This is a genomic window from Desulfuromonas sp. DDH964 (genome assembly GCF_001611275.1).
In the GTDB taxonomy this organism is placed as follows: Bacteria; Desulfobacterota; Desulfuromonadia; order Desulfuromonadales; family DDH964; genus DDH964.
Map to the genome: position 1 here is coordinate 1,352,982 of NZ_CP015080.1, position 18,475 is coordinate 1,371,456.

Here is an 18,475-nt window from a genome sequence, read left to right on the forward strand (position 1 = left end):
TTCATGGGACCCCTATCCCCATGCCATCGAGATCCCCATGCGCATCCTCCATACTTCCGACTGGCACCTCGGCCGCCAGTTCCACAACGTCTCCCTCCTCGACGACCAGCGTTACGCCCTGGAACAGGTGCTGGAGATTATCCGCGCGCGCCAGGTCGACGTGGTGCTGGTCGCCGGCGACATCTACGATCGCTCGGTGCCGCCGGCGGCGGCGGTGGAGCTCCTCGACTGGGCCGTCCATGCCATCTGCCACGAGCTCAAGGTGCCGCTGATCCTGATCGCCGGCAATCACGATGGCCCGCAGCGCCTCGCTTTTGGTTCGCGCCAGCTCGCCGCCGCCGGGCTGCATGTGGCCGGGCCGCTGCGGCACGAGCTGGAACCGGTCGTTTTGGCCAGGGTAGGGGTTGAAATCGCCTTCTATCCGCTCCCCTATGCCGAGCCGGCCACGGTGCGCCAGGTCTTCGAGGTCGAGGTCTCCAGTCACGACCAGGCCATGGCATTCCTCCTTGAGAAGGTGCGCCGGCACAACGGAAGCGGGCGCCCCTGCGTGGTGATCGGCCACTGCTTTCTCGCCGGTGGCGTGGTCAGCGAGTCGGAACGCCCCCTCGCCCTCGGCGGCGCTGACCAGGTCGCGCCGGAACATTTCCGCCCCTTCGCCTACGCCGCTCTCGGCCACCTCCATGGTCCACAGCAGCGCGGCGCCGCACATGTGCGCTACTCCGGTTCGCTGCTCAAGTACTCCTTCTCCGAAGAGCGCCAGCGCAAGGGGGTTACCCTGGTCGAGCTTGACGCCGCGGGCAAAGCGACCATCGAGCAGATTCCTCTCACCCCGCGCCGTGACATGCGCATCCTGGAAGGCTCCCTGGCCGAACTGCTCGCCGCAGGTGCGAGCGACCCCGGGCGCGACGATTACCTGCTGGTGCGCCTGACCGACAGTCACGCCATCCTCGACGTCATGAGCAAGTTGCGCGAGGTCTATCCCAACGTGCTGCACCTGGAACGCCCCGGTCTGATGGGGCGGGGCGAGGCGGCGCAGGTCGGGCGCGAGCGGCTCAAGCAGGGAGAACTGGCGATGTTCGAGGATTTCTTCGACCAGGTTGCCGGCGAGCCGCTGAGCGATGCCCAGCGGGCGATCGTCAGCGCGACCATTGAAGCCCTGCACCGGGAGGTGGAGTGATGCGGCCGCTGCGCCTGACCATGACCGCATTCGGCCCCTTCCCCGGCGCGGTGCAGATCGACTTCACCCGCCTGGGGGAGAACCCGCTCTTCCTCATCAATGGCCCCACCGGCTCGGGCAAGACCACCATCCTCGATGCGTTCTGCTTCGCGCTCTATGGCCGGACCACCGGCGACGAGCGTGAAGGGGCGCAAATGCGCTGCGACCTGGCGGCGAGCGACACCCTGACCGAGGTCGTGTTCGAATTCGAACTGGCCGGGCGGCGCTTCAGCGTCCGCCGCAGCCCGGAGCAGCAGCGCCCCAAGGCGCGCGGTGAAGGCTTCACCACCCAGGCGCCGGAGGCAGAACTGAAGGAACTGCTGGAAGGGGGCGGGGTTAAGCTGATCGTCGCCAGCAAGGTGAGCGAGGCGACCCGGGAGATCGAAGAACTGACCGGGCTCTCCGTCGACCAGTTCCGCCAGGTGATGGTGCTGCCGCAGGGGCAGTTCCGCCAGTTGTTGATGGCCGATTCGGGGGCGCGCGAGAAGATCTTCGGCCAGCTCTTTCAGACCCGCATCTATCGCCGCCTGGAGGAGAGCCTCAAGGCCCGCGCCGCCGAGATCCGCCGCGAGCGCGAGCGCCAGCTGCAGCTGCAGCAGGGGATGCTGGAGGGGGCGAGCCTGGCGAGCCCGGAGGCGCTGGAGGCGGAGCTGGCCGAGCTGGAGCCCGTCTGCGTGTTGGCGAAGGTCGAAAAGGAGACCAAGGAGCGGGCTTTTTCCGAGGCGGAAAAGAGACTGTTGCAGGCGAGGAATACCGAACAGCAGTTCCATCAACTGGAGAAGGCCGCCCGCGACCTGAAAGAGTTGGAAGCGGACCGCCCGCGGATCGATGCCGAACGCTCCAGAATCGACCGAGCCGAGCAGGCCCGCAAGCTGCAACCTCTCTTCAGCGATCGCTCCCGCTGTGAGCGCGAGCTGGAGCTGGCCCGGCGGAAGGCCGCAGAAGCCGAGGGGACGTTCCGCACCGGAAAAACCGCGCTGGAGCAAGCGACCCGGAAGAAAGAGATTTCCCCCCGGTTGCAGGCCGAACTCAAACAGGCCGCTGAAACGCTGACTAGGCTGCAGGGATACGGCGAGCGCGTCGGGAAGCTGGCGACGGCCCGCGCGGCCGCTGAAGGAGCCAGCCGCGACGCCGCGGCTGCCGACCTGCTGGTGCGGTTCAAGCTCCTCGCCGATAGCTTCCTGACCCTCCACCAGCAGGAGCAGCAGGCTCGCCAGGTCGAAGAATACCAGCAGCGTCTTCAGGCCGCCCGGGAGAAAGAAGCGGCCTTGCGCCGCGCCTACGAGGAGTGCAACCAGCGCACCAGGGTCCTTGAACTGGAGTGGCACCAGGGGCAGGCAGCGATCCTCGCCAGGGAACTGCAGGCCGGCACTCCCTGTCCCGTCTGCGGCAGCCTTGAGCACCCGTCCCCGGCCCGCACCGACCGCGAACTTCCCGATCAGCAGCAGCTCGAAACGGCGCGGCGCACCGTGCAGGAGGCCTTCGATCGCCTCGATACCGCAAAGCTCCAGACCGCCAGGGAACAGGAATCGCTTCGGGATCTGCAGCGCCAGGCGGAAAACCTGGGGACTACTGTCAAGCCCGGCACCACGCTCGCCGGGCTGAAGGAGGAGATCGCTGCGGTTCAGCGGGAGGCAAAGGTATCCGCTTTTGACCTGCCGGACCGCGAACAGGTTCAGCGACTCGCTGCGGAACAGCTTCGTGCGGAGCGGGAAACGAGGCGGGCCGCATCTGCCGCCGCCCGGGCCCAGGTCGAGACCGCCGGGCAGGAGCTTCCCGAGGCCTACCGCGAAGAGGGGGCGCTTGCCGCCGCGGTTGCGGAAACCACCCGCACCATCGGCCAGATCGAGGGAGAGATCCGGGGCCTGGAGGAGACCTGCCAGCAGGCGCAAAACCACCTGACTGCTGCGAAAGTTGCGCTTGAGGCGGCCGAGGAGCAGCAGGAAAGAGCCCGGGCCGCCCTCACCGAGACACAGAATCTGTGCGCCAGTGCTCTCGCGGCGAGCCCTTTCGCCGATGAAGCTGAATACCGTGCCGCTCTTCTCGACGAGGCAGTGCTGCAACAGCTGAAGCAGCAGGTCTCCGTTTATGACAGCAGCTGCCAGCGTCTCGCCGGTGCCCAGGAACAGCTGACATTACAGCTGGAAGGAATTGCCCGACCCGATCTGGAACGGCTCGAAACCGCGAGCAGCTCGGCCAGGGCCGAACGGGATGATACCGGCGAGCGCTGGCGCACTCTCGATAACCGGTTGCTCCAACTGAAAACGACGAAAAACAAGCTCGCCAAGGCCGCCGCCGACCGGGAAGAACTCGACCGGCAGTACGCCGTGGTCGGCACCCTGAGCGATGTCGCCAACGGCCAGACCGGCAACAAAATCAGCCTGCAGCGTTTTGTCCTCAGCGTGCTGCTTGACGATGTGCTGGTCGAGGCGAGCCGGCGCCTCACCCTGATGAGCAAAGGGCGTTACCAGCTGTTGCGCAAGGAGGAGCGCGCCAAGGGGAACAAGGCTTCCGGGCTCGAATTGGAGGTGGAGGACGCCTACACCGGCAAGCAGCGCCCGGTGGCGACCCTCTCAGGCGGCGAGAGCTTCATGGCGGCGCTCGCCCTGGCGCTGGGACTCTCCGACGTCGTGCAGGCCTACGCCGGTGGCATCCGCCTCGATACCCTCTTCATCGACGAGGGGTTCGGCAGTCTCGACGCCGAGTCACTGGAGCTGGCGATCCGCACCCTGGTCGACCTGCAGGCGACCGGACGCATGGTCGGCATCATCTCCCATGTCGCCGAGCTGAAGGAGCAGCTCCCCTTGCGCATCGATGTTCTGGCGAGCCGTGCCGGCAGTTCCGTTGCGGTGGTAACCCCCTAGGAGCCTGTCGGACTATGCGGGACGAAGCGAAAATTCGGATGTTGGAGACCAGATTTTGGCTCGTTTGCGGGCTCATAGCCAGAGCTATGGGCCAAAAAGGAGCCAAAATATGGGCCGAACAGCCGGATTTGCAGCCGGCGCATGGATAGTCCGACAGTCTCCAAGCCGCCCTGGGGCGCCGAAACGGAAACAGCCGAAGGCAATGCGCCTTCGGCTGTTTGTGGTTTTGCGGGAGAGGATTTCGTTCACTCCTGCTGATTTGAGCGCCGGCCGCTGTTGCCGACCGTGGCCATCAGGCCGTCGATCAGCTGCTGCTTCTGTTCCGCCGTCAAGCGGGCTTCGGTGTGGAGCAGCAGGTACTGCAGGGGCGGCATCTCCCCCTCACTGATCACCTCGCGCAATTCTTTTATGTTTTCCCCTTCGCGCTGTCCCTGGCGCCAGTCGGAGAAGTTGAGGTGTTTGCGGCCGCCATAAACGTCCACGGCGACCAGCCAGGAGGCCGGGGCGACATTGGCGTACCAGGGCCAGACCGTTTCGTTACTGTGGCAGTCGTAGCAGGCGAGCTTGGCGAGGTTGCGGGTCTGCTCGCTGTCCCAGGCCGGCTCCCTGACGATGGGCGGATTCTCGTGGTCATGGCCGTAGGGAATGAACTGGATGGCAGGAAAGAGAATCGACAGAATGAAGAGTGCCCACAACCGGTTCTGGTAGGAAAAAAAAGACGACATAGACTCCCATCCTTCCTGGAAATAACCCTTTTCCGCCTGAGTTTACCGAAGCCGGCTGCGATTGCCAATAAATAAATGCTAATAAATCCGGGAACTCATTGCCGGAAGGCCGGCAGAGAGTTCCTTGCCAAGCCCGGCGGGGTTGCTAAGCTTTAACCGAAGACGCAGTGAGCGTTCCGGAAGGAGTTGCCGATGAAAGAGAAATCTCCGCGGGAGCTGCTTGAACCCCGTGACCTGCTGGCCATCTATCGCGACATGGTGCGCATTCGCGAGTTCGAGGAGTCCTGTCCGAAACTTTACAGCCAGGGGAAGATGGGCGGTTTTCTCCATCTTTACAGCGGCCAGGAAGCGGTCGGCGTCGGCGTCGCCCATGCCATGCACCGCGAGGATTACATGGTCAGCGCCTACCGGGAACATGGCCTGATCATGGCCAAGGGGGCCGAGCCCAAGTACGTGATGGCCGAGCTCTTCGGCAAGGCGACCGGGGTGAGCAGGGGAAAGGGGGGGTCGATGCACATGTTCGACGCCGACCTGCGCTTCATGGGGGGGTACGGCATCGTCGGCGGTCACCTGCCGCTGGCGGTCGGGGTCGGTTACGCCATCCTCTACCGGGAATCGGACGAGGTGGTGGTCTGCCTCTTCGGCGACGGCGCCACCAACCAGGGGGTTTTTCACGAGGCGATGAACATGGCCGCCCTCTACCGGGTGCCGGTGGTCTTCGTCTGCGAAAACAACGGCTACGGCATCGGTACCAGCGTGGTCCGGGCGAGTTCCCTCGACCAGCTCTACAAGAAGAGCTGCGCCTACGAGACTCCCGGGCTCAAGGTCGACGGCATGGACGTGCTGGCAGTCTACGAGGCGGTGCGCCAGGCGGTGCACAAGGCCCGCTCCGGCGAGGGGCCGACCTATATCGAGGCGATCACCTACCGCTTCCGCGGCCATTCGATCTCCGACCCGGGGACCTACCGCAGCGAGCAGGAGAAGAAGATCTGGCAGGAACGGGACCCGATTCCCAACTTTGCCGCTTTCCTGGTCCAGGCCGGACACTTCACGAAGCAGGAGCTTGCGGCGGTCGACGGGGAGGAGCAGGAGCTGATCAAGGCGGCGATCCGCTTCGCCGAGGAGAGCCCCGATCCCGATCCGGAGGAGTTGTGGACCGATCTCTATGTCGAATAGGTCGCAACCTGCGGATGACAGAGTACCTGAAGACCTGTAACCGGCAAGCCTGACTTGCCTGGAGTTTGCCATGGCTGAAATCACCTGTCGCGAGGCCCTGAACCAGGCCCTGCGGGAAGAGATGGAACGGGACAGCTCGATCTTTATCCTCGGCGAGGATGTCGGCCTTTATGAAGGGTCCTTCAAGGTGACCAAGGGGCTGCTCGCCAAGTTCGGCGAAAAACGGGTCCTTGACACTCCGATCGCCGAGGCCGGCATTGTCGGCCTCGCCTGCGGGGCGGCGATGGCCGGGCTGCGGCCGATTGCCGAGCTGATGACCGTCAACTTCGCCATCGTCGCCATGGACCAGATCTTCAACCACGTGGCGGTGGCGAGCTACATGTTCGGCGGCCAGGTGCGGGTTCCCCTGACCATCCGCGCCCCCGGAGGCGCCGGTCACCAGCTCGGCGCCCAGCACAGCCATTCCCTGGAAGCGCTCTTTGCCCACTGCCCCGGGTTGCGGGTGGTGGTCCCCTCGGTTCCTGCCGATGCCAAGGGGCTGCTGAAGAGCGCCATCCGCAGCGACGACCCGGTCCTCTTTCTCGAACACGAGGGGCTCTACGGCGTCAAGGGCGAGGTGCCGGAAGGAGAACATCTGGTCCCCCTCGGCCGGGCCGATATCAAGCGCTCCGGCCGCGACGTCACCCTGGTGACCCTGTCGCGCATGGTCTATGTCTGCCTCGAGGCGGCCGAACAACTGGCCAAGGAGGGGATCGATGCCGAGGTCGTCGATCTGCGCGGCCTCAATCCCCTCGACATGACCACGGTGCTCGCTTCGCTGCGCAAGACCCGGCGCGCGGTCACCGTCGAGGAATCCTGGCTCTCCTTCGGCTGGGGCGGGGAGATCGTCGCCCGCATCATGGAGCAGGGGTTCGACGATCTCGATGCCCCGGTGCTGCGGGTCGGCGGGGCCGATGTGCCGATGCCCTACAACAAACACCTCGAAAAATCAGCCATCCCCGATGCCGCCCGAGTGGCGGCGCGGGTCATGGAGCTCTTCTGAGCCCCTTAAGCGAAGGAATCACGCCAGTTTTCAAATAACCGTTGGCGCCGGCGGCCGGTCCGCCGGTTCATTGCGACCACAAGGAGAGGGCAAGTTAATGGCAACCGAAATCACCATGCCGAAGTTGAGCGACACCATGGAAGAGGGGACGATCCTTAAATGGCACGTGGCCGAAGGGGATAGAATCGCCCGCGGCGATATCATCGCCGAGGTCGAGACCGACAAGGCGGCGATGGAGATGGAGGCCTTCGAGGATGGCACCGTTGCCGCCATCAAGGTGGCCGAGGGGGAGACGGTACCGGTGGGTACCCTGATCGCCATTCTCGATGTCGCGGCGGCGAAGCAGGAGAAGAAGGATAAGGAGGAAAAGCAGGAGAAGAAAGATAAGGAAGAAAAGCAGGAGACAGAAAAGGAGGAAAAGGAAGAGAAAAAGGGGACAGCGCGGGCGCCGGCGGCGGCCAAAACGCCCGTCAAGCCGGAGGCTGCCGAAGAAGAGCCGCAACCGGCGGCGCAGGGAGTAGCGCCGGCGTCCCGAAAAGAGGAGGCGATGACAGGGGCGCGGCCCGGCGGTCAAACGCCGCCCGCCTCGCCGGCAGCACGGCGTCTCGCCCGGGAGAAGAATGTCGATCTCGCCAGGGTCCGCGGGAGCGGGCCGGGGGGGCGAATCCTGGTGGCCGATATCGAACAGGCGGAAGCCGGCGCAGTGAAGGGGCCGGCAACTGCCTCCTCTGCGGCCGCGCCGACCTCGGGCAAATCGGTCAAGATCCGCCGCATCGTCGCCCGCAAGATGGTCGAGGCCTGGGAGACGATCCCCCATTTCTACGTCACCGTCGCCGTCGACATGACCGACGTCATTCGTTTCCGCAAGGATCTCAAGGTCAGCATCAACGATTTCATCGTTGCTGCCACCATCCGTTCCCTGCAGGAGCATTCCTGGGTCAACAGTCATCACCTTGACGGCGAAGCGGTGGAGCAGGCCCGGATCAATATCGCCATGGCGGTCGCCACCGACCGCGGCCTTTACAACCCGGTGCTGAAGGACTGCGCCGCTTTCTCCCTGCGCGACATCAGCCGGAAAAGCCAGTCGTTGGCCGAGAAGGCGCACCTGGGAAAGCTCACCCCGGAAGAGATGCAGGACGGGACTTTCACCATTTCGAACATGGGAATGCTCGGGGTCGAATCCTTCAGCGCCATCATCACCCCGCCGCAGGTGGCGGCCCTGGCGGTCGGTACCGCCCGCGGTGAGCTGGTGGTCGATGAACATGGCGAATCGACGATCGCGCCGATCCTGCGCCTGACGCTTTCCGCCGACCACCGGGCCCTGGATGGCGCCGACGCCGCGGAGTTCCTTGCCACCCTGAAGAGCTACCTCGAAGCGCCGGTGGTCCTGATTGCCTGCGGCAGCGCGGAGGAAGAGGCCTGAAATGAAAGAAGCCTGCCGTATTCCCGTCGAGGAGCTGACCTGGCGCTGCGATCCCGCGCAGTTCGAGTTCGAGACCACCGCCGAGCTCAAATGCCTGGAAGGGACGATCGGCCAGGACCGGGCGGTAACGGCGATCGAGTTCGGACTCTCCTTCAAGGACGACAATTTCAACATCTTTGTCCTTGGCGATCCCGGTACCGGGCGCTCCTCGACCATTCGCAAGCTGGTGCGGGGGCGGGCCGGCGACGAGCCGGTGCCGAGCGACTGGTGCTACGTCCTCTCCTTTGCCGATGCCAGCCGGCCGCGGGCCCTGCAGCTGCCGGCCGGGCGTGGTCGCGAACTGCAGAAAAAAGTGGAACAGCTGGTCGCGCGACTCGCCGAAGAGATCCCCAAGGTCTTCGAGAGCAAGGAATACGAAGAGCAGAAAGGGCGTATTACCGGCGAATACCAGGAGAAGCATCGGCAGCTCTTTCAGCGCCTCGAGCAGCACGCCAACAGCGAAGGATTCCTGCTGCAGCGCAGCGTCAGCGGCCTGGTCCTGGTGCCGACGCAGAATGGCGAACCCCTGTCGCAACAGGAATTCGAGGCGCTGGCGGAAGCAGAGCGCAAGCGGCTGGACCAGAAGGGGGAGGCGCTGCAGGAGAGGCTCAACGAGGTGCTGCGCAAGGTGCGGGACGGCGAAAAGGAGATGCGCGAAGCGATCGCCACCATGGAGAAGAAGGTCATGCTCTTCGCCATCGGCCATCTCTTTGATGAGCTCGAGGAGGAATTTTCCGGTTTTGCTCCGGTCCTCGACCATTTCGCCGCCTGCAAAAAGGACCTGGTCGAGCGCATCGACGAATTCCGGCCCAGCCAGGGGCCGCAAATTTCCATTCCCGGATTACAGGGGAACCAGGAACCCTCCTTCGAACGCTACCTGGTCAACCTCTTTGTCGATAACAGCGAACTGGACGGCGCTCCGGTGATCTACGAGGCGAACCCGACCTACTTCAACCTCTTCGGTCGCATTGAGCACACCATCCAGATGGGGAACGCTACCACCAACTTCACCATGATCAAACCCGGCGCCCTGCACCGGGCCATCGGCGGCTACCTGATCCTCGATTGCCGCGAGGTCCTGCTCAACCCCTTCTCCTACGAGGCCCTCAAACGCTGCATCCGCAACCACGAGATCAAGATCGAGGATATGGCTGAGCAGTTCCGGCTGCTGGCGACGGTCTCCCTCAAGCCCGAGCCGATCCCCCTCGACTGCAAGATCATCCTGATCGGGACGCCACTCCTCTACTATCTCCTCTACCAGTACGACCAGGATTTCCGCAAGTATTTCAAGGTCAAGGCCGATTTCGACCGGATGATGAAGAATACCTGGGAGAACGTTCAGCAATACGCCCGCTTCATCGCTTCCAAGTGCGAAGAGGAGAAGATTCTCCCTTTCGACCGCGGCGGCGTGGCGCGGGTCGTCGAATACTCGGCGCGCCTGATCGAGGACAAGGGGAAGCTCTCCTCGCGTTTTCTAGATATCGCCGACCTGTTGCGGGAGGCGGCCTTCTATGCCCGGCGCAAGGCGCTCGATCGGGTCGGCGCCGAGCATGTCGACCTCGCGGTCGAAGCCCGGATCTATCGTTCCAACAAGGCCGAGGAACGCATCCAGGAGCTCCTCGAAGAAGGGACGCTGCTGGTCGATACCGACGGCGCCGTGGTCGGCCAGGTTAACGGCCTCTCCGTCTACCTGCTCGGCGATTACTCCTTTGGCAAGCCGTCCCGGGTGACGGTGCGGACCTATCTCGGCAAGGGCGGAGTGGTCAATATCGAGCGGGAGGCCAAACTCTCCGGCCCCATTCACGACAAGGGGGTCCTGATTCTTACCGGCTTTCTCGGCGACCGCTTTGCCCAGGACAAACCGTTGGCGTTGGCGGCTTCCATCTGTTTCGAGCAGTCCTACGGCGGGATCGAAGGGGACAGCGCCTCCTCGGCCGAACTCTACGCCCTCCTGTCGTCCCTTTCCGGGGCGCCGCTGAACCAGGGAATCGCCGTCACCGGTTCGGTCAACCAGCGCGGCCAGGTTCAGCCGATCGGCGGTGTCAACGAAAAGATCGAAGGATTTTTTTCTCTCTGCAAGGTGCGTGGCCTGACCGGCGACCAGGGGGTGATGATTCCGATTCAGAACGTCCGCAACCTCCTCCTCAAGACCGAGGTGCGGGAGGCAGTGGCCGCCGGCCGCTTCCACCTCTGGGCGGTGGGGACAATTGACGAGGGGATCGAAATTCTCACCGGAGTGCCGGCCGGGCGGCGGCAGGAAGATGGTTCCTGGCCCGAGGGGACGATCAACGCCCGGGTGGATAGCCGCTTGCGGCAACTGGCGGATGCTGTCGCCCGCTTTTCCAGTGGCAAAGAGGGCTGAATGTAGATCGCTGCTGCAGAATGGGAAAGATTGGCCCGCCCCCCTCTTGCCTTTCTTCCACAGATTGTGGTCAAATGAATCCGGCGCATCTTCGCGCCGGATTCATTTCGGGGAGGGTCCTGTCATGCCGGGCGTTTTATCTGTCAGCGAGGAGCGGCTCGACGATGTTGAACTGCAACGTCAGGCCGAGTACTTCGCCGATGGCTTTATCACCCGCCACCTGCTCGACGCCGTTCCGACCCTCCTGCTGATTCTCAATCGCCAACGGCAGATCGTCTATGCCAACCGGACCCTGTTTGAACTGACCGGTGGCAGCGACATGGCCGCTCTGCGCGGTCTGCGCCCCGGCGAGGCCCTGCGCTGCCTGCATGCCCAGGTCACGCCGGACGGCTGTGGCAGCGGCCAACATTGCCAGGCCTGCGGGATGCTGGCGACGATCCTCGCCAGCCTCGACGGCAACTCCGCCCGCCAGGAGTGTCGGGTCACCCGCCACCGCGAAGGGAAATGCGAGGCCCTCGACCTGCGGGTCTCGACCACCCCGATCGAATACGGGGGAGAAACCTTCACCATTTTTTCCATTGTCGACATCAGCCACGAGAAGCGCCGCCAGGCGCTGGAACGGATCTTTTTCCACGATATTCTCAACCTCGCCGGGGGGATCCGCGGCTTTGCCGAGGTTCTCCTCGAACCGGAGGAAGAAAACCCCGCCCGCGTTGTGGATCATATTCGCGGCGCGGCCGAGCGGATCATCGATGAAATTCTCGCCCAGCGCACCCTGGCGGCGGCCGAGAGCCAGGACCTTGAGCCCCAGCCGAGTCCGGTCGCCGCCGACAGCCTGCTCGGCCAGGTGCTGAATATCTATCGTTTCCACGAGGTCAGCCAGGGCCGGGACCTGATGCATGCAAAGAATGGCGCGGTCGGGTTGCTGGTCAGCGACCCAACCCTCCTCGGCCGGGTCCTTGGCAATATGGTGAAAAATGCGCTGGAGGCCACCCCCCGTGGCGGGGTGGTCAGCGCCGGCTGTGCTGACGTCGACGGCGAGATCGAATTCTGGGTTCACAATCCCGGGGTCATTCCCGATCCGGTGCGTCTGCAGATTTTCCAGCGTTCCTTTTCGACCCGGGATGCCGGACGCGGTCTCGGAACCTACAGCATGCGCCTGCTCAGCGAGGACTACCTCGGTGGCCGGGTCGGTTTTTCCTCCAGCGTGAAGGAGGGGACCCGTTTTTTTGCCAGGTTCCCGCGTCAGTGGCGCGGGCGCTGACTACTTCTGTCCCTTCTCCTTTCCCGCGGTCTTCTCCTTGATCTTCTTCGGTTTGCAGGCGTGCTTTTTGTCCGCCGTGACCCCGCCGCATTTCTCGCAGCGGTAACTCCCCGGCCTCGCCTCACTCTCCGCTTTTCCTTTGAGACAACTCCCCATTTTTATTCTCCGCTGGCTGAGGTTTATTGGCTCTGGTGAATCCCGCCGCGCTGGCGTGGGTGAGAATCTGCTCGGCTTCGACCAGGACCCGGTAAATATCTTCACTGCCGCCAAGGCCGAGCTTGATCAGGTAGGCCGCGATGCCGAGGTTGGTGCGGGCCCGAAAGAGCTCAACCTGGGTGTCGAAATCCCGGGGCAGGCTGGTCCGTTCTTGTCGGTAGGTGGTCAGGAAAATTTCGTCGGGGTAGCGCTCAAGCAGCTCCGGCCGGGTAAAGAACTGGTTGCGAAACTGGGCGAGGAAACAGCCGACATCAAAGGCCGGAGGGAGGCAGAGGGAACTTTCGAAGTCGACCGCGGCGACAAACAGGGTATTGCGGTCCTCCTGGAGGTCCTGGCCGATAATGATGTTTTTCGGGTGGTAGTCGCCGTGCCCCTGGACCAGGTCATCTTCGCTGCCGCGGAGCAGTCCTTCCTCCCGGTGGAGAAGCAGGTCGTGGAGTCCTTTGGCGCGGGTGCTGAAGGGATGGCCGATGCTTTGAAAGCGGTCGAGATAGCGGGCGAGCCGCTGCGCCTCGCGCTGCAGGAATTCCCCCGGCGGCGTCAGCACCAGGCGGCAGTTGTGCAGGCGTGCCAGCCACTTTGCCGCCATCTGCAGATAATGGCGTCCGTCTTCGGCGGGAGCGGCCTTGAGGCGATCGAAGAGAAGCTTTCCCCGTAACCCTTCCTGGATCAGGGTGTGATCCTCCCGGTCGGCATCGATGGCTGCCGGGACCCGATAGGTTCCGCCGGAAAATCCGTGGCTCGCGAGCGCCTCCATGATGCGATGGGCCCGTTCCGCCGATTGCCACTTGAAGGGGGTGTCGAGATTGCGGATGATGATCCGTTCCCGGATTTCATCCTCTCCTTTGGCGCCGAAGGTGACTTCGGTCACCCGGTTTTTGCTGCCGGCCCGGGGGATTTCCTTGTAGAAGGGGCGACAGCGGCCGGCTCGCAGTTCCCGGGTCAGCTCGGTAATGGTCGTTACCGGATGGTCGAAGAGGGTTGGGTAGAGACCGGCATAGCTGCCGCCATGGGTGTCGGTACCGGCGATGGCGGTAAAGCGCAGGCGGTGCCAGTCGCGCAGGCCGCGGCTGTTGCCGCGCACCGAGTGGTTGGAGTTGAAGATCTCAATACCGTTCCAGGCGGCATGGCACAGATTTTCATCGGTCGGCTGCTCTCCCTTGCGATAGGGATGGGCCCAGACCAGGGCCGCCTGCGCTGCTGCCTGACGTAACCCGGCGAGAGGGAGGTCACGGGGGAGGGTCGACTCGGCGCCGTAGACCAGGACATCGCCGAAATCTGCGGTCCGTGTCTCCTGGGCGGAGAAGATCAGAAAATGGTCCGGAACCCGGGCGGCCCGGCGCAAGTCCCGCAGTTCGGCCTCCGGCCAGAGGTAGTGGTGGTCAGTGAGAACCATCCCCTGCAGGCCCTTGGCAAAACAGCGCCTGACCAACTCGGTGGCACTGACATGACTGCAGGGAGAATGTTCAAGGCTGTGACAATGCATTTCCAGCAGCATCTGAGCGCTCCGGGGGCGAAGAGATTGCACCTATTCTAACGCAGATTGTCAACGGCTGCCTGGCCGAATCCAGGCTATTTGCTGGAGATTAAAAATGAATAATTTTGTGCTATACTGATCACAACGGGGCTTTTGAACTCATGAGGGATAAGGAGGCAGTCATGGCGCAGAGCTATCAGCAGGGGCGGACAGGTGGAAAGTTTTTCGATTTGGCATCCGGGGCCTGGGTGATCATGTTGCTGGTTGCGGCCGGGTTCGTGGCGCTGGTTACGGCGATACTGGTCGCCTGGCCGGCCATTGCCTATATAGCAAGTCATCACTTCGGTCTGGGCGGCTGAGACGCCGCTTGCATCGGAATCTCCATCCCGGGAATGGAAAAGGCAGCCTTTCGAGGCTGCCTTTTCCATTTGTGTTTCCGCCGACCAGCAGATCAGGCCGCAGCGGCCGGCAGCAAGGCATCGCGCTTGTTCTTGGTGCGTTGCAGGAACCAGACGATGGCGACCAGGGCGATGCCGCTCAGGTCGGTGACCAGGCCCGGTGTATAGAGGAGGATGGTGGCGACGGCGAGGATGAGCCACTCCGGGAGCGTGGTCTTGCGGATCCAGTAGAACATGGTCAGGGCCGAGAAGGCGATGGTGCCGAGGATCGCCGAGACAAAGGACGAGATAATCAGGTGAGGGGTGGCCATTTGCTCGCCGGCGACAATCACCTCGCCGGAATTGACCATGCCACCATTGGGAATGGCGATGTGCTTGACGTCCCCTTCCCGTTTGGCGTGGACTTCGATGGGCTGGTCGCCACTCAGAACGGTGACGATCTTGTCGCCGGCAACGAAATGGTCGCCGGGCTTGACATGGATTTTCATGACCGTGGCGAAGGGAATCTCGTCGTCGATGGCGGGCATGGTGATATTGACCGTCTTCGCCTGGAACAGGATGCTCGGGGTGAAGGCCATGAGGATAGGGACGACATAGAGGAGCTTGGCGTACTTGAAGCTGGTCCAGCCGGTCTTCCAAGGGTCGGAGCCGGCGATGGCGGCACCGGCATAGGCCGCGACGCAGACCGGGGGGGTGATGTTGGAATCCTGGCTGAACCAGTAGACGATCATGTGGGCGCAGATAATCGGCACCCCCATGTCTCCCAGCGGTGGTACGGCAAGGACCGCCGTGATCAGGTAGGCCGCGGTGACCGGTACCCCCATGCCGAGAACCAGGGAGGCAAGGCCGACCAGGCCGAGGGCGGCAAGCAGGTTGCCGTGAGCAAGGGAGATGATGATATCGGAGAATTTCAGCCCGACCCCGGTGAGGGAGATGGTGCCGACGATGATGCCGATGACGCCGAGGGTGGCGCCAATCACCAGGGTGTTGCGGGCCCCAGTCTGGATGGCATCCCAGATTTTGGCGATACCCATGCGGGTCTCGGCCTGGAACCAGCTGATCACGATGCAGGAGATGGTCGCCCAGAAGGCGGAAAACCCCGGGGAGCGTCCCAGAATCATGAGGACGGTGATAATGATCAGGGGCAGGGAAAAATACCAGTCTTTTTTCAGAACTTCCTTCCAGTGGGGGAACTCTTCGCCGACAAGCCCCTGGATTTTCAGTTTCTTCGCCTCGAAATGGATCATGCAGAAGACCGAGAAGAAGTAGAGCAGGGCCGGGAAGACCGAGATCATCATGATGTAGCTATAAGGAGTCTCGGTCAGTTCCGCCATCAAAAAGCCGCCGGCGCCCATGACCGGGGGGAGGAACATGCCGCCGATGGAGGCTGCCGGCTCGATCGCCCCGGCGACATGGGGGCGGAAACCGGCCCGCTTCATCAGGGGAATGGTGAAGGCACCGGTGGAGACCGTGTTGGCGATGGCGCTCCCCGATACCGAGCCGAACATGGCCGAGGCAATGACCGCGACCTTGGCCGGTCCGCCGGTGGTGCGGCCGGCGACCGCCAGCGGCAGGTCGATAAAAAATTTGCCGGCGCCCGATTTCTGCAGGAAGGCGCCGAAAAAGATGAAAAGGATGACATAGGTGGCGAGGACGCTTGCCATCACCCCGAAGACGCCGTTGGTCGTCAGGTAGAGGGAGGTGCAGAGGCGTTCGATGCCGAAGCCGCGGTGGGCGATGATCTCGGGGAAGTGCGGACCGAAGTAGCCGTAGCTCAAAAAGGCGAGACCGATGATGGTCATTGACCAGCCGAGAACGCGGCGGGCGACCTCCAGGGAGAGGAAGATGCCGACGACGCTGACCAGAGCATCCATTTCGTTCTCGGCCCCGGCCCGGTAATTAAGCGCTTCGAATTCGTGAATCCAGTAGTAGACCACGAGGGCCGAGGCCACGGCGAAGAGGATGTCAGAAAGTGCCGGCAACTGCGGCCAGCGCCGGGTCATCAGGGTGTCGACCGGCAACAGCGCTGCCGTGATGGCGAGGGTGGCCAGCCCCAGGCCGATCACCGCCCCGCCGTCGCTGAACGCGGCCACCACCCCCTGGCTGCTCCAGCGCTCGCCGAAGCCCATCAGCGTGGCGTGAAAGGTCGCCACGTCGGGAAAAAAGAGGAGGGCGGCGATGCTGCCGGAGATTATGGCGCCGAGGGCGAGTCCGAGCAGGAGGCGGATGCGCACTTTGCCGGCCGGGTAGAGCAGGAAGACCAGCACGTAGGTGACAAAGACGTAAACCCCGCGGTGGTACTGGGTGGCGACGGCCCGAAGGCCGGCCGAGTAGAAATAGAAGAGAACCATGACGGCGCCGAGAATTGCGACCAGCCACTTCCAGAAGCCGGTCGGAACCCGAAAGGACCGGGCCTCCTTTTCCATCAGCTTCTTGAGCTTGGCCTTCTCTGCGGCGGAGAGGTCCTTGATTTCTTCGCTGAGGTCTTCGCTCATCACGTATTTCGGCGCTCCTGGCTGGATAGGCGGGCTGGCGGGATATGTAGAAGCGGGGTCCGGCTGGACCCCGCTTCTACAGTCATTCAAGGCCGGACTCTGCTTACCGCGCTTTCTGGGCGGCGCTGACTGTCAAGCCCTGTTCGGTCCAGAACTTCTCGGCCCCTTCGTGGATCGGGGTGACGATCCCTTTGAGTCCCCCCGCAACGCTCATTTCCTTGGCGGTACTCTTGACTTTTACCATGTAGGCAAGCCCTTCCGGTGAGTAGATATCCGCAAGGGAATCACGGACCAGGGCGGTACCGACATGCTTGCCGGAGACCCAGAGGGCGCTGTCCTGGAAAGTTTTTACCGGATAGTCGACGCCGCTGTAGGTGCCGGCCGGAATGGTAATCTCGGCATAGAAGGGGTATTCGTCGAAGAAGCCACCTTTGACGCCAGCCTCATAGGTGTCGAGAATCTTGATTTTGTTGCTTGCCGCGGCCTGGATGACCGAGGAGTTGGGGAAGCCGGCAAAGACCCAGACCGCGTCGAGCAGTTTGTCGCCCATGGCGGAGACGGCATCGTTGTAGCCGATGAACTGGGGCTGCATCTTGTCCCAGAGCCCGAGGGCGCTGAAATAGCGCTGGGCGCTGGCGGCGGCTCCGGAACCGGCGCCACCGACGCCGACCTTTTTCCCTGCCAGGTCAGCCACCGCGTTGATGCCGCTTCCGTCGAGGACAATGAGGTGGGCCGGAGCGCCGTAAAGATAGGAGATGGCCTGGACGTTCACGTACTTCTTCGCGTCCTGGGGGAGCTTGCCGTTGCGGGCCAGGTAGAGGTCCCCCGAATAGGAGATGCCAAAGTCGGCTTCTCCGGAATCGACGCGGCGCAGATTTTCCACCGATCCGGCCGAGGCCATGTTCGAGACTTCAACTGTCGGCATGTCCTTGGAGAGGCGTGAAGCGATGCCGTTGGAAAAATACTGAAAGGTTCCCCCTTCCGGACCGCCGGAGAATGCCAGGCGGGTCTTGGCCGCCTGGCCTGGAGTTGGGGCCAGAACCAGGGCGAGGGCCAGCATAAGACAGCCAGAAAGTGTTATAAACCGCATACTTTTCATCTTCACTTCTCCTTTTCTTCTTCCTTGGGATGGTTGGCGGACTATAGAAAGAACGACGTTCTATTTATATCAGAAAAAATCCGCCAGGCAAGCAGGCCAACCCCGGGGCGGTTGCGCCCATCCGGTCGGACGACACCCCTGGAAAGGGAAGCGTCCGGGGAGGGGAGGAGCGAAGTGCGATCGGGCGATCAGGGGATCGGAATTATGAAGACCGGACGCCGGGTTTTCCGGAGAACCTTTTCCGCAACGCTGCCGAGAAAGGTGTACTCCATGGCCCCCTTGCCGTGGGTCCCCATGACGATGACGTCGACATTGAGACGGTCGGCCGTCAGCAGGATATTGGTGACCGGGTCGCCGTGGCAGACATCGACCGAGGTCACCCGCTCCAGATCTTCGGGATGATCGGCGAGTTCGTCGGCAGCAAACTGCTTCAGGCGGCGGGCGATCTCCGCGCGCGCTTCGGTTTCGTGTTCGGCATCGAAGCGGTCGAGGCTCCCCTTGACCATCATCGCCGAAATGTAGGCGCGCATCGAGGCGTCGATTTCGGGGACGACGTGGAGGAGGTGAATGCTTGCCTTGTTGCGCCGCGCCATCATCACGGCGTGCTTGAAGGCCTGGAGAGAGTTCGGGCTCAGGTCAGTGGCAACGAGGATGTCCGTATAGTTGGGCAGCATGGCAT

The 18,475-nt window shown here is 63.1% G+C and carries 13 protein-coding genes; 8 read left to right on the forward strand and 5 right to left on the reverse strand.

What is annotated here, in order from left to right; translation table 11 throughout:
* Positions 1-37: 37 nt before the first annotated feature.
* Together DBW_RS06190 and DBW_RS06195 are read left to right on the forward strand one after the other, a co-directional pair.
* Positions 38-1,177 carry an exonuclease SbcCD subunit D gene (locus DBW_RS06190; RefSeq protein WP_066725773.1) on the forward strand — a complete coding sequence of 380 codons (1,140 nt, stop codon included), beginning with the start codon at positions 38-40 and terminating at the stop codon, positions 1,175-1,177.
* Positions 1,177-4,080 (forward strand): AAA family ATPase, encoded by a 2,904-nt coding sequence (locus DBW_RS06195; RefSeq protein ID WP_066725775.1) that lies wholly within the window; start codon positions 1,177-1,179, stop codon positions 4,078-4,080. Before DBW_RS06190 ends, DBW_RS06195 begins: the two co-directional genes overlap by 1 nt.
* 245 nt (positions 4,081-4,325) lie before the next feature.
* Here the strand turns inward: DBW_RS06195 and DBW_RS06200 are convergent, their stop codons facing one another.
* A complete protein-coding gene (locus DBW_RS06200) occupies positions 4,326-4,805 on the reverse strand; it encodes a heme-binding domain-containing protein (protein WP_066725777.1) in 480 nt (159 codons plus the stop codon).
* A gap of 192 nt (positions 4,806-4,997) precedes the next feature.
* Here DBW_RS06200 and pdhA point away from each other — a divergent pair, with 192 nt between their 5' ends.
* The 5 genes from pdhA to DBW_RS06225 all read left to right on the forward strand — a co-directional run bounded on the left by pdhA (position 4,998) and on the right by DBW_RS06225 (position 12,111).
* Positions 4,998-5,981, forward strand: a complete 984-nt coding sequence (gene pdhA / locus DBW_RS06205) for a pyruvate dehydrogenase (acetyl-transferring) E1 component subunit alpha (RefSeq protein ID WP_066725780.1) — start codon at positions 4,998-5,000, stop codon at positions 5,979-5,981.
* Positions 5,982-6,051: 70 nt separating this feature from the next.
* Positions 6,052-7,023 carry an alpha-ketoacid dehydrogenase subunit beta gene (locus DBW_RS06210; RefSeq protein WP_066725783.1) on the forward strand — a complete coding sequence of 324 codons (972 nt, stop codon included), beginning with the start codon at positions 6,052-6,054 and terminating at the stop codon, positions 7,021-7,023.
* Positions 7,024-7,120: 97 nt separating this feature from the next.
* Entirely contained in the window at positions 7,121-8,446 is a 1,326-nt protein-coding gene (locus DBW_RS06215; RefSeq protein WP_066725786.1) for a dihydrolipoamide acetyltransferase family protein, read from the forward strand.
* 1 nt (position 8,447) lies between these two features.
* Positions 8,448-10,847 carry a Lon protease family protein gene (locus DBW_RS06220; RefSeq protein ID WP_066725789.1) on the forward strand — a complete coding sequence of 800 codons (2,400 nt, stop codon included), beginning with the start codon at positions 8,448-8,450 and terminating at the stop codon, positions 10,845-10,847.
* A gap of 124 nt (positions 10,848-10,971) precedes the next feature.
* A complete protein-coding gene (locus tag DBW_RS06225) occupies positions 10,972-12,111 on the forward strand; it encodes a PAS domain-containing sensor histidine kinase (protein ID WP_066725792.1) in 1,140 nt (379 codons plus the stop codon).
* A gap of 121 nt (positions 12,112-12,232) precedes the next feature.
* On the opposite strand, the gene DBW_RS06230 is transcribed toward DBW_RS06225, so the two are convergent.
* On the reverse strand, positions 12,233-13,825 hold the full coding sequence (locus DBW_RS06230; RefSeq protein WP_082820212.1) for a phosphotransferase: 1,593 nt from the start codon (positions 13,823-13,825) through the stop codon (positions 12,233-12,235).
* A 161-nt stretch (positions 13,826-13,986) separates the two neighbouring features.
* On the opposite strand from DBW_RS06230, the gene DBW_RS18440 reads away from it, so the two are divergent.
* Positions 13,987-14,163: a hypothetical protein gene (locus DBW_RS18440; RefSeq protein WP_157471799.1), complete on the forward strand. Its 177-nt coding sequence runs from the start codon at positions 13,987-13,989 to the stop codon at positions 14,161-14,163.
* 92 nt (positions 14,164-14,255) lie between these two features.
* Here the strand turns inward: DBW_RS18440 and DBW_RS06235 are convergent, their stop codons facing one another.
* From DBW_RS06235 to DBW_RS06245, 3 genes are all read right to left on the reverse strand, one after another.
* A complete protein-coding gene (locus DBW_RS06235; protein ID WP_066725795.1) occupies positions 14,256-16,697 on the reverse strand; it encodes a TRAP transporter fused permease subunit in 2,442 nt (813 codons plus the stop codon).
* A gap of 103 nt (positions 16,698-16,800) precedes the next feature.
* Entirely contained in the window at positions 16,801-17,796 is a 996-nt protein-coding gene (locus tag DBW_RS06240) for a TAXI family TRAP transporter solute-binding subunit (RefSeq protein ID WP_066725798.1), read from the reverse strand.
* 188 nt (positions 17,797-17,984) lie between these two features.
* The gene (locus DBW_RS06245) at positions 17,985-18,470 is read right to left on the reverse strand and encodes a universal stress protein (RefSeq protein ID WP_066725801.1); all 486 of its coding nucleotides are present in this window, start codon (positions 18,468-18,470) and stop codon (positions 17,985-17,987) included.
* Positions 18,471-18,475: the final 5 nt, after the last annotated feature.